This window comes from Vulcanisaeta moutnovskia 768-28 (assembly GCF_000190315.1).
GTDB classification, from domain to species: Archaea; Thermoproteota; Thermoprotei; order Thermoproteales; family Thermocladiaceae; genus Vulcanisaeta; species Vulcanisaeta moutnovskia.
The window spans coordinates 1254730-1266711 of sequence record NC_015151.1; the positions used below are offsets into that span (position 1 = coordinate 1254730).

At 42.4% G+C, this 11982-nt stretch carries 11 protein-coding genes; 7 read left to right on the top strand and 4 right to left on the bottom strand.

All coding sequences use genetic code 11. The features are described from left to right. The first annotated feature begins 52 nt into the window (after positions 1-52). Genes VMUT_RS06605 through VMUT_RS06615 form a run of 3 tightly spaced genes read left to right on the top strand, consistent with a single transcriptional unit; the run spans position 53 to position 1333 of the window. Positions 53-445, top strand: a complete 393-nt coding sequence (locus tag VMUT_RS06605) for a hypothetical protein (RefSeq protein WP_013604643.1) — start codon at positions 53-55, stop codon at positions 443-445. 6 nt (positions 446-451) lie between these two features. After that, the gene (locus tag VMUT_RS06610) at positions 452-991 is read left to right on the top strand and encodes a CDP-2,3-bis-(O-geranylgeranyl)-sn-glycerol synthase (protein ID WP_013604644.1); all 540 of its coding nucleotides are present in this window, start codon (positions 452-454) and stop codon (positions 989-991) included. 42 nt (positions 992-1033) lie between these two features. After that, complete coding sequence (locus tag VMUT_RS06615; protein WP_048056922.1) at positions 1034-1333, top strand: V-type ATP synthase subunit F; 300 nt, start codon at positions 1034-1036, stop codon at positions 1331-1333. Here VMUT_RS06615 and VMUT_RS06620 read toward each other — a convergent pair. Together VMUT_RS06620 and VMUT_RS06625 are read right to left on the bottom strand one after the other, a co-directional pair. Next, on the bottom strand, positions 1330-2205 hold the full coding sequence (locus tag VMUT_RS06620; RefSeq protein ID WP_013604646.1) for a geranylgeranylglycerol-phosphate geranylgeranyltransferase: 876 nt from the start codon (positions 2203-2205) through the stop codon (positions 1330-1332). The two genes, VMUT_RS06615 and VMUT_RS06620, sit on opposite strands and share 4 nt — an antisense overlap. A 38-nt stretch (positions 2206-2243) precedes the next feature. After that, positions 2244-3626 carry a glutamate synthase-related protein gene (locus VMUT_RS06625; protein WP_013604647.1) on the bottom strand — a complete coding sequence of 461 codons (1383 nt, stop codon included), beginning with the start codon at positions 3624-3626 and terminating at the stop codon, positions 2244-2246. Between the two features lie 330 nt (positions 3627-3956). Here VMUT_RS06625 and VMUT_RS06630 point away from each other — a divergent pair, with 330 nt between their 5' ends. Continuing rightward, on the top strand, positions 3957-5849 hold the full coding sequence (locus VMUT_RS06630) for an AMP-binding protein (RefSeq protein WP_013604648.1): 1893 nt from the start codon (positions 3957-3959) through the stop codon (positions 5847-5849). A 5-nt stretch (positions 5850-5854) separates the two neighbouring features. Beyond that, complete coding sequence (locus VMUT_RS06635; protein ID WP_148224825.1) at positions 5855-7348, top strand: class I adenylate-forming enzyme family protein; 1494 nt, start codon at positions 5855-5857, stop codon at positions 7346-7348. 30 nt (positions 7349-7378) lie between these two features. On the opposite strand, the gene VMUT_RS06640 is transcribed toward VMUT_RS06635, so the two are convergent. After that, positions 7379-9364, bottom strand: a complete 1986-nt coding sequence (locus VMUT_RS06640; RefSeq protein WP_013604650.1) for a molybdopterin biosynthesis protein — start codon at positions 9362-9364, stop codon at positions 7379-7381. A 150-nt stretch (positions 9365-9514) separates the two neighbouring features. Between VMUT_RS06640 and VMUT_RS06645 the strand changes: the two genes are divergently transcribed. Further along, positions 9515-9952 (top strand): vitamin K epoxide reductase family protein, encoded by a 438-nt coding sequence (locus VMUT_RS06645; RefSeq protein ID WP_237699618.1) that lies wholly within the window; start codon positions 9515-9517, stop codon positions 9950-9952. On the opposite strand, the gene VMUT_RS06650 is transcribed toward VMUT_RS06645, so the two are convergent. Continuing rightward, the gene (locus tag VMUT_RS06650; protein ID WP_013604652.1) at positions 9933-10631 is read right to left on the bottom strand and encodes an HAD family hydrolase; all 699 of its coding nucleotides are present in this window, start codon (positions 10629-10631) and stop codon (positions 9933-9935) included. The genes VMUT_RS06645 and VMUT_RS06650 overlap by 20 nt on opposite strands. A gap of 121 nt (positions 10632-10752) precedes the next feature. On the opposite strand from VMUT_RS06650, the gene VMUT_RS06655 reads away from it, so the two are divergent. Beyond that, positions 10753-11949 (top strand): hypothetical protein, encoded by a 1197-nt coding sequence (locus tag VMUT_RS06655; RefSeq protein WP_048056924.1) that lies wholly within the window; start codon positions 10753-10755, stop codon positions 11947-11949. The last annotated feature ends 33 nt before the right edge of the window (positions 11950-11982 follow it).

The window sequence follows — 11982 nt, forward strand, 5'->3', positions numbered from 1 at the left end:
CTTAGCTGGGTGTTAGAACTTAAAAAGTAAGAGGGTTAGGGTTCTCACGACTATGAGCACTGCGGCTAAGGCATTAACTAAGGTGGTTGTCTGCCCACTGTGCGATTACATGGGTGAGGATGCCAATAAAGTAGTTGACGCAATAACCAAGGCCATACCAAGGCCCAAGCTGAAGTGCCCAAAGTGCGGTGCTGAGGTTGACGCAAATTCCTTCGTTACCCACATGCGTAAGCATGGTAGGGTTGGTGGTAAGACAATAACATGTGAAATCTGCGGCGCGAAATTAAATGGTGAGGGGACATTCCTTAGGCACATTAAGGAACACTTGATAGTTTCGGTTAGGCGTAATGGAATGGACGTTTACTACTGCCTCGTGTGCGGTCAGGAATTCATAACGAAGAACTCCGCGATAACGCACTTAATCAAGAGGCATAGTCTCGAGTGATTACGTGTGAGCTTACTTTGGGACTTCATAATTACGTTACTGATTATTTGGCCTCCATATGTCGCCAATGCAACGCCTGTCGTGGCCAGTAAGGTGTTTAGGCGTAGGACGCCCATAGATCTCGGTAGGAATTTCATTGATGGGAAAAGGCTTTTTGGTGATGGGAAGACGTATGAGGGTTTCATTACGGGTCTATTGGCTGGTTTCGTAATTGGAGAGTTAACGTACATCATAGTAACCAGGGCTGTGAACATTGCCTCAGAGCTCCCAAATCCATTGGCCGTATTTGTAATGTGCATTGCGGCGTTACTGGGCGACTTACTTGGGGCATTCATTAAGAGGAGACTTGGGCTGCCCCGTGGAGCATCAGCGCCGCTACTTGACCAACTTGACTTCCTACTGGCGGCATTACTAGCCCTGTGGTTCATTCAATCAAGTGTCCTAAGGGTGATTTACGTGGTCATCGCGGTGATAATAACACCACCAATACACCTGGCCACGAACACCATAGCTTATTTACTCAGGCTTAAGAGGGAGCCATGGTGATTATGTAATTAACTTTATAAATTCATTATAGTGTCTGAGAACGTGCGTGCAGTAGTGCTTGGTGATGAGCATACGGTCTATACCTTTAGGTTACTTGGATTTGAGGGTAGGGTTGTTAATGAAAATGAGAATGTAATATCAATAATTAAGGAGTTAAGTCTTGAGGAGAGTGTTGGTGCATTACTAATAACAAGCGATCTAGTGGATAGGGTTAGGGAGGATTTCGATAAGATGAGAATGAAAATGAGGAAACCAATGCTCATTGAGATACCATCACTTAGGGAAATGAAGCTTAAGGAGGTGAATTATTTAGCAATTCTTCGAAGTGTTCTTGGAATCTAATGAACAAACAATAGTAATGCGAACACTAGGTATGCTATTATCGTGATAGCCATAGCCCCAAGAGACCAAAACCTAAACCTATCCATGTAATTAGTACTCCTCAGTAGCATTATGCATATGTATATGAGGATGGCATCCGTCATTAGGACGCCTACGGACAGTACTAAGCCATAGAATTCATGAAGGGCTTGAATCACTATTAATGGAGATATAAAGACCGCAATAAACGTAAACACCACTGCAAGTATTACTGCTGATTTAATGCCGTAAACATTCGCTATAGTCTTAACACTGGCTCTAACATCACCCGCAACATCAATTGCACCCTTAACTAATTCTCTACCTATTGTGGCCAGGAAGGATACGGTAAATAATAGGTAGGGGATGTTTAGCGTTGGTGGTATTGAGGAGGTGGCGTATAATCCATATAGGAAGGTTAATGATGATGTTGTTGCCACTAGAATATTATTTACAATAATAACCCTCTTCAGCCTATAATTGTAGGAGAAACCAAGTATGATGGCCATGAGTAGTATTACTATACTCCAGGTCATTAAGTACTTCATGACTATACCAAGCGCATTAAGTAATATTGCTATGATTAATGATAATAATGATAAAAACCAAGCCTCCTTAATGGATACCTCACCACGCACAAGAGGCGCATCCGGCCTGTTAATTCTGTCCTCCTCGATATTATAAATATCGTTTGTAGTGAAGAGGAATATTTCAGTAAGTAATGATGATAGGAAAAGAAGCACCATAGCGATAGTGTTCCTGCCACCTGCTATTACGTAGGATGCAATAACTATTAAGCTAGTTAATACTCCATGCTCGATCCTCGAAAGCTTAACAAACGCCCTCAGGTTCACAGGGACACTAAAAATGGCCCATTATTAAGCTAGACCCATTAAAATGAGGATGAGTAGACATAGGAAATCCCAAGCATTTCTGCAACATCCCTATCGAGTGCTGCGACGTCCTCCGTATTGACCTCCTTAATGCCATACTTACCCAACGCAGATATTAACATCTGCATCTCCTCCTTAACAGCCTCTATGTAATTCAAAACACCTCTCTCGCCCTTAACCATCGCCGCCATGAGGAACGGCCTAGCCATGTAGGCACCGCTGGCACCAAGGGCTATGGCCTTAACCACGTGTGAACCATTATAGAGCCTACCTGCGAGCAGTAAGGATATATTAGTTATTCCTAACTTCCTGGCATCATGTATCTTCTTAAGAGCCACTATTGTTGGGTAGCCCAGGTCCTTCATGGCCACTGAAGGCGCCATACCAGTGCCACCCTCCTTTCCATCAATAACCACGGCGTGAGCACCCTCTTCATGGGCTATGCTAATGGCCCTATCAACATCCCTATAGGGACCGAGCTTAATCCAAATCCTCGCCCTTGGGTATGCCGTCTTCATGAACCTAATCATGCCCCTGAGTATGTCCTCCGTGTACGTTCCAGGCACCGAGTACCTGGTTATGTACTTAGCCCTAATCTTCTCAGGATCGATCTCAAAGTGATACTTAGCCTTGAGTCTTATTGCCTCCTCCTTAGGAATCTTGATCACACCACCAAGCCCAGGCTTTGCCCCCTGCCCCATCTTAATCTCAAAGCCAATCAAACCCTCCTCAATGTAGGGCTCAACATCCTTATCACTATACACCCTATTCCAGAGTTCGTCATACGCATCCTCAACATTTTGCTGAATTATGACCCCACCATACTTATCAACATTCGTTAAGTATGCCATCAACCTCTCCTTAAAACTTGGGTGACCTCTTGTATATCTTCTTGAGTAACCCCTTACGGCGGCCACATTCTCCCCAATACCCATCACAATACCTGCCTTAGCAGCTGCCCTAGCAATATCAAGGCTGAACCTACTGGCTACTGTTGTTGATCCCATCGAACCAACAACTATGGGCATGGAAACCTTAAAGCCGCCTAATGAATCCTCGAGGTTCACATCCATGAAGGTTGGCTCCCGAAGTAACTCAGTCATCTTCTCAAGTCTCCTTGGTGTGAATGCCGGTGGCAACAGTATTATTGAATTGTCTAGAGTCTTAATACGTGGAAATCCCCTTCTGTCATAAACCCCGGAACCAAGTATGGCAGAACCATAAGTAGCGACTTCACCAAATGGATAAACCGCATCACGGCCCTTAATAGCCTTAATCGCAATCTCATCAAATGGATAATCCTCAATAAACTCCCTAAGGCCTTTAATTAACGCCCAATAAGCCTTAAATCTAATAATGATTCTGGCTAAATCAATGATCATTAAACCAGAGAGAATCTAGGTACTTAAATACTTGTTTGTCGAATCACCAAGTAAATTACGGAAATAAATGCAATATTAATAATACTATTCTAGGATAAATTAGATATTATGACACTAAATCATTGTATATTTAAGTTAATAAGTCATGAAAATCAAAAGACCTGTATGAACATCCGTATCATTATCACCAAAGTAATTAATGATTTATATTACTTATATATTATGATTTCTTAATTGAAATAACAATTTACTTATATAAATGATAATATTGATAAAAAACCATGTATTTCATAAGGTAATGCTTTAAAATTCAAATATAACCATTAATACATGGCAGTTAATCAAAAGTTCTATTCCTTAGATAGGATTAGGCGAATTGCTATTGAGGCCGCTGAAAATCCAGCTAAGTTCTGGGCTGATAAGGTTGATTATTTAACGTGGTTTGAGAGACCGAAGTCAATACTTGAAGGTAAGGCGCCCGATGTTTATTGGTTTAGGGGTGGTTACCTAAATATTAGTTATAATGCAGTTGATAGGCATATACCAGCTAGGGCTAATAGGGTTGCTTTTTACTATGAGAATGAGAGAGGCGATAGTAAGGTCATTAGTTATTGGGATCTTTATAGGGAGGTAAATAGGGCTGCCTATTTACTTAAGGAGCTTGGCGTTAGGAGGGGGGATACAGTATCCATGATGATGCCGAGCATACCGGAGGCTGTTTACTTCGGTCTTGCCGTACATAGACTTGGCGCTACCCTCGTGATTCACTATGCAGGTTTAAGCGAGGAGACACTTGCATATAGGCTTCAGGATTGTGGGTCAAAGATTTTCGTGGTTGCATCAAAGGGATTTAGGGCTGGTGAGGAGGTCAGGATGAAGGACTTAATTGATAGGACACTCGAAAAGTATCAGACACCTGTGGAGAAGGTACTCGTAGTCTCCAGAGGTTTTTCTGACTTTAATATTAAGCAGGGTAGGGATATTGTGTATGAGGATGCGGCTCCCAAGGGCAAGGTCTATGTTGAACCCACACCGGTGGAGGCGAATGAACCAGCCACGATATACTATACATCAGGTACGACGGGAAGACCTAAGGGCTTATGGCAAAGTAATGGTGGTTACCCAATAGGCCTTAATTGGACATTTAGGGCGTTATTTAATCCGCAAGATGTAGATGTTTGGTGGACAATAAGCGAACTAGGTTGGCCTGTGTGGCCTATGGCTAATTTATATACCGCACCCGTGATGGGATTAACGAGCCTTTTATTCGAGGGATTTATTGGCTATAAGAGGGATTTATTCGCTAGGATTATTGAGAAGTACCACGTCTCACTGATTTGGAGTAGTACAACTACACTTTACACAATTAGGAGTATTGGTGAGGAGGCCCTTAAGGGAGATTTATCGAGCCTAAGGATAATACTCAACACTGGCGAGACTCTCAATCCAAGTGTTGCTGAGTGGTATATTCAGCAATTACCGAGCACAATAATTGCAGATGCCTATTGGATGACTGAGCACTTAATACCAATAGCCGCAACACCCTATGGCCTTGGTGAAATACCGTTTAAACCTGGTTCGACGGGTATTCAATTCCCAGGTAGTAAGTGGCTTGTGGTTGATGATGATGGTAACCCACTACCACCTGGACAGAGGGGTTACATAGTCATTGCTATTCCAAACCCAGCAATGGCTAAGATGTGGAATGACCCCAATTATGAGAGATTAATAAAGACGTATTGGTCCAGGTTCTCTGGTTACTTCTATACAGGTGATTATGGATTTTACGACACCGACGGCTATCTATACGTACTTGGCAGGGCAGATGACATACTAAGCATTGCTGGTGAAAGACTTGGTACAATGGACATAGAGGGCATCCTCGCAAGGCACAGGGCAGTTGCCGAAGCGGCAGTTGTAGGTGTTCCAGCACCTGGCGGTGGTGAAAAGGTCCTGGCTTTTGTCGTACTAAAGTCTGGGGAGATACCATCTGAGACCTTGGTTAATGATATTAAGGAGTTCGCAAGGGCGTCAGGGACTAGGGTGGATGATGTAGTAATAGTAAGGAGATTACCAAAGACTAAGTCCGGGAAGATAATGAGGAGGTTATTGAGGGCATTGGTGAGGAATGAACCGTATGGCGATGTATCAACACTGGATGATATTAGGACATTAGATGATATAAAGGCTGCCTTAATGGAGCGTGGTTACATAAAGCCGTGATGCCTATGTCGACAGAATTGAATTATCCTCATCAAAACCCTATTGATGCATTACTTGGGTATTTAAGGGATCGTCCTAACGATGTATTATTAATTGACGAACATGGCTTATCACTAACGTACGAGGAACTCTATAATAAATCAGTTAAGTTAGCGAACTCTCTCAATAGGCTTGGTGTTAATTATGGGGATAGGGTTGTAATAATGATGAGTAATAGTGTGGAGACCGTTATCTCATTATTTGCAGCATGGATGCTTGGCGCTGCAACGGTTATGATAGACCCATTAACAATATCTGAGGATCTCGATTATCAATTAAGCGATTCTGTACCTAAGGTTGTTATTACCGATAAGTCAGTCATCGAGAGAGAATCAACCGTCTTATCGAAGTATAAAGTCATCAGTGTTGACACGGCTAAGGAAAGCATACTAAGTTTTCAGGATTTACTAAGCGCTGGTTCATTGACTGGTTTCAAACCCGTAGAGGTTAAGGAGGATGATGTTGGCTTAATTTACTACTATGCTGGTATTGCTGGAAGGACCATGCAGGTTTGGCATACATACTTCAGCTTGTATTCGGGTCCATACGCATTCGGTGAAGCAATAGGGCTTGGTCGAAGTGACTCTGTCCTAGTGGTGGCTCAATTATCCCATATACTTGGACTTACGGAGTTCATGTCAGCCTTCGTTAGAGGCGCTAGGATTGTTATTGCCAGGCGTTTTGATGCTAAGGATACGCCTGAGTTAATACATAGGTATGGCGTAACCGTATTCGCAGGAGTACCCCTAATGTTTGATCAAATCCTTAATAATAAGGATCTGAGTCCAGGCATGTTATCATCATTAAGACTAACACTTTCAGCGGCTGCACCATTATCGCCATCAACACAACTAGGTTTTTACCAGAAGTTCGGTGTACCGCTTATTCAATTCTATGGCTTGACTGAGGCATACGTACTTACCGTACAACCAACCAAGTATAAGGACGTGACTAATACCGTTGGTTCCGCAATACCTGGTGCTGAATTGAAAATAGTAGATCCTAACGATCCATCCAGGGAATTAGGCATGGGTGAGGTTGGTGAATTAGCTGCCAAGGCGCCCTGGATTATGAAGGGCTACTCAGATCCGGAGGACACTAGGAAAGCTTTCTACAATGGTTGGTTACTAACTGGTGATTTAATGATGATGGATGACAAGGGATTACTGTATTTCAGAGGCGTTAAGAAAAGAATGATTAAGTACAAGGGCTACCCAATATTTCCACGAGACTTGGAAATAATGCTAATGAAACACCCAGCTGTTAAGGAGGTTTATGTAACTGGTGAGCAGGCTGATGACCCAAGCATTGGCCAGTTACCTGTTGCATATGTGGTTCTTCATGATGAGTATAGGGATAAGATATCTGATAAGGACCTTATTGACTTTGTAAATTCTAGGGTTGCATTTTACAAGAAGCTTAGGAAGGTGTACTTCGTAGATAAACTACCCACTAAGTAGTTCTATCTGTGTTGAATATTAAAATTAAAATCATTGACTTTTCCAAATAATCTCATCAATATCATTGGGAACCCTATAGCCAGGTAATCTCTCAAGGGCCTCCTTAAACTCATTACTTCTCAACATGCTTAGGAATGCCTTAACACTATCCTTCTCAAGCCTATCAATTGATATTGCAAAGTCATAACTCTCCCAACCAAGTGGTATGAAGTCAAGGCTGTACATTGCGGCCGCGGCCCTAATACCAACACCAACATCAGCCTTACCCTGAGCCACCGCCGCTGCAACTGCCGTGTGTGTCTTAACCTCGTAATAATAACCATTGATCCTCTTCACTAAATCCTCAAATTTAATGCCCATTTTTGAGGCTATCTCCTTCAATTTCATATCAAGTAGAAACCTAGTGCCTGCACCCTTATTCCTATTAACAATCCTCACATCATCCCTAAGTAAATCCTCAACACTCCTAATATTCTTGGGATTACCCCTGGGTATTATGAGTCCCTGCTCCCTGGAGTAACCCCTAATTAGCACAGCATTATTAACACTATATTTAATCATGTACGGTACATTATACTGACCAGTCTCCTCATCAACCAGGTGTAAGCCGGCTACATCAGCCTCACCACGCTTAACAGCGTATAACCCACCCATAGAACCAACATTGATTACCCTAGCCCTAATGAAACCTGGAAGCATCGGTATTAATACGTCTAGTCCAAGGTCATGGCTACCGATTATATATAGGTTAGCCGGCATGTACTGGTGTGTGAATAGTGCCACCTCAACCTCATCACCACTATCCAGGTACTCCACAGTCTCGGGGATCGCTATATAACCATCGGCAAAGGCCAGCGTACTTATGGCACCCGACTCAGCAGGTAATGGGTAGGCCACAATACCATGACCCGTATCAACAAGGCTAACTGGGTATAGTGCCCTCCTACCCTTTGCACCATCAGCCCTAATCGCCAGCCTTGCCCTAACCCTTACCTCATCAATCCCCATACAAAGCATTTTAGCCAGTATTGGCTTAACAATTATATTAAATATCATTAGAGCGGAACTTGGGTAACCAGGCAAACCAACAATTAATTTGTTATTCCGCGATACCGCAATAACCGTTGGCTTACCAGGCTTAACCTTAAGTCCATGAACTACTATGCCTGGAGGACCTAATTCATCAAGTACCTTGTATGTTAAGTCAGCAAGCCCAGCGGATGTACCACCTGAAAGAAGCACTAAGTCACTAGTGCCTAAGGCATTGCTTAACATACTCCTCATCTCATTAATGTTGTCCCTAACGATGCCCATGATTATTGGCTCAGCACCCATTGACCTAACGGCATGCGCTATTGTGTATGTGTTTATGTCGTATATCTTACCACGACCTAACTCCTTACCTGGACTAACTAATTCATTACCCGTGGAAATTATTGAAACCCTAGGCCTCTTAATCACCTCAACATTATCAATACCCACAGCCGCAAGTAAGCCAACCTCCCTCTCCCTAATAACCGTGCACCTCCTAAGTATTAACTCACCCATCATCACGTCAGAGCCTGCTGACATTACGTTCTCACCAGGCGTTACTGAGCGGTATATCATTAACTCATTGCCATCCCGCCTAGTGTATTCAACCATAACCACAGCATTGGCGCCAGGCGGCATGGGCGCTCCTGTGGCTATTTCAACGGCCTCACCGTGATTAATCTGCGGCAACTCCTCAACCCCAGTCTCCACATTACCAATAACCCTTAACCTAACTGGATTTAACTCATCAGCCCCAAACGTATCCTCAGCCCTGACAGCGAAACCATCCATTGTTGCCCTATCAAATGGTGGCACATCAATCCGTGAATATACATCCCTCGCCAAAACTCTCCCATAACTCTCCTCAATCCTAATAATTTCCGTTCCCAACGGCTCAACCTTAACTGCACTAAATACCTTGCTTAATGCCTCCTCAGGTGTGAGTAATTCATGAAATATTACCCTCTTACCTGTCTCAGACATTGTAATGCCGATGCAGTACTTAGCTTTAATAACTTATTAGTCCATTAAATTTAGTAAACTATGCATTAATTGCCCTAATTAATTGGTATTTAAGAGCAGTACGATTCATTGCCTATGATGGGTAGATTAACTAGAACGTGGTTGATACTAATGCTAACCTTTTCATTAATAGGCTTGTTCGCATCATTCATCGTCATATACACCTACTACTACCTACGTAAATTACCACCACTCTGTACATCATTTAAATCCCCATTTCCTGGAATAACCATTGATTGTGAGAGAGTACTCTCAAGTAAGTATTCAGACATAAATGGTGTACCACTTGATTTACTCGCTGCGATTTGGTTTATCATAAACATAATCCTCGTCGTAACCTATGACCTAGGACAAGGCAGCATAGCCACATTATCCATTAATGCACTATTTTATTGGAGATTTCTTGGAATTGCCATAGTTCCATACCTAATATTCGTAGAGACGTACCTACTCCATGCCCTGTGCATTTATTGCACGGTAATGCACGTAATGATAATAATAGACTTCACAATAATAACCACTTACTTCATTAAAGCGAGGAATCATTAGGATTACTATTGAGTATTTTTGGAATTGCCATAAGTACTTCCTGTACGTCCTTAAAGGAGTACGTGGGTTTAATACTGGATAGATCAATACCCCAAATATCCATTACATACCTCAGTCTCTTGTGCCAATCACCAATAAATATAGTCGTTAATCCAAACATTAATGGATAGTAAACATCAAATAATGGATTGTCACCAATCATTACCTGGGCATCACTGAAGAACTCGCGACAATTCTTAGGGCAACCTATCATGTCAGGTGTCCTAACCCCATCAATAAACTTCGAAAATCCCAATTCCTCAATAACCACTGATTGATACTTATATAACCCATTGGTGGCGATGACAATCCTATGCCCTAATTCCCTGATTAAACTAAGGAGTTCCAAGGCACCGTTAAACGGTTTGAAATCACGCACATACTTTACTAACACGGTATTTACATCAATACTCATCGGAACACCAAATCTACGAGCAACCTCAGTAAATATGTAGTCCCAATCAAAGGCCCTAACTGTAAATTCCCGCAGTAACTCTTTGTTGAGATCCTTTGCCGTATTATGAATGACCCTCCAATCAACATTAACCTTACTTGCTATTAACATACTTATGTCTTGAAATACAGGATCCCACGCCTCGAGGGGTAATAGTGTACCGTCCAGGTCAATGAGAATGAGCACATTGTACGACTAACTAATCCACTATTTAAGGATAATACTTTGAGTTTCACTTTGTTTCATTGTAATTTAGCGTGATTTTTCAGGGAGATTCCTTATTAAATGATTAATCTATGATTAGGTGATGAGTATGAGAAACAGAAAAATAACAGATATAGGAGTAATAATGCTGGTCACGTCGCTAGCACTAGTACTAGTACTAACCGTGGTCATGGCAGCAAACCCACTATTAGCCTCACAATCAACTAATGCCACGAACTCGACAGTTAGTGTTAATGCAACATCCGTAAGTAATGTGACTATGACAAACGTAACCACATGCCCACCCGGCCTACTCACTGCAGTACAGGCTAACCTATACATTGATGATATGTGGTTGATGAGGGTTGGCGCAAACATGAGCGGTTTTAATACAACTTCATTCGTCATAGTTAATGCCACGGGCCTTAATGAGACTACCATAAACGGCACATTCACAGGATTCAACATAACCAAGTTTAACATGACTGCGTTCAATATAACTGGTTTCAACCTAACACCAGCAACTCTGCAAAATATTACTAATTATTATATTAGTAAGGGTGAGTGCTTACTTGCACTTCAATTCCTAGTACACCTTAGGCATTATTTAGTTCACGTGTATGTGCTTGAGAAACATGCCGAGATACTGAATAGAACACTGACCTATAGGCTAATGTTACTCAATGGGACGCTGACGAGGCTTGAACAGCAGGGACTACTGAATAGCACACAGGCAAGCCAAATCTATAGCCTACTGAGCCAGTTGAAGGAGGCAATAGTCAGTGGTAACTACTCAGAGGCAATGGCATTACTCAGTGAGTATAAGTCATTATTAAGTAATATTAGTAGTCAGTACTATGAGGAGCAGAAGATAGGCTTTGCAAATAGGATTAACCATGAGCTTGAGCATTACGTGATGCAGATAATAGGGAAATCAATAACACTAAATGGCACTCTAAGTCAATTGGCCATGCTAGATCATGAATTGGGTATGCTAACGAACGTTACTGGGCTTAATATAACAAGCGTTAAGGAGCTGCATGAGCTTTTCAAGGAGCTTAAGATGATGTACCCATTAATACAGGGTAATGAGACAGCCCAGCAACAGCTACTGCAGTTGCTTAAGCATGGTAAGGGATTCAATGACTGGCTTAATGTAACGCAGCAGTTTGGTCAGGAGGCAAAGGGTTGGCAGTTACATGGGCAAGGACATGGTAAGGGGCAGCACGGTCAAGGAAATGGAGGACAACATGGACAGCAAGGACAGGGAAATGGAGGACGGGGTCAAGGCAGTGGTTAGTAGGTCGTTAATACCATAGGTTCGTTTTCCGTT

What these genes read in the sequence shown, in the direction of transcription:
- VMUT_RS06605 (WP_013604643.1), top strand. Translation starts at nt 53, where the DNA reads ATGAGCACTGCGGCTAAGGCATTAACTAAGGTGGTTGTCTGCCCACTG.
- VMUT_RS06625 (WP_013604647.1), bottom strand. Translation starts at nt 3,626, where the DNA reads ATGATCATTGATTTAGCCAGAATCATTATTAGATTTAAGGCTTATTGG.
- VMUT_RS06630 (WP_013604648.1), top strand. Translation starts at nt 3,957, where the DNA reads ATGGCAGTTAATCAAAAGTTCTATTCCTTAGATAGGATTAGGCGAATT.
- VMUT_RS06635 (WP_148224825.1), top strand. Translation starts at nt 5,855, where the DNA reads ATGTCGACAGAATTGAATTATCCTCATCAAAACCCTATTGATGCATTA.
- VMUT_RS06640 (WP_013604650.1), bottom strand. Translation starts at nt 9,364, where the DNA reads ATGTCTGAGACAGGTAAGAGGGTAATATTTCATGAATTACTCACACCT.
- VMUT_RS06645 (WP_237699618.1), top strand. Translation starts at nt 9,515, where the DNA reads ATGCTAACCTTTTCATTAATAGGCTTGTTCGCATCATTCATCGTCATA.
- VMUT_RS06655 (WP_048056924.1), top strand. Translation starts at nt 10,753, where the DNA reads ATGAGTATGAGAAACAGAAAAATAACAGATATAGGAGTAATAATGCTG.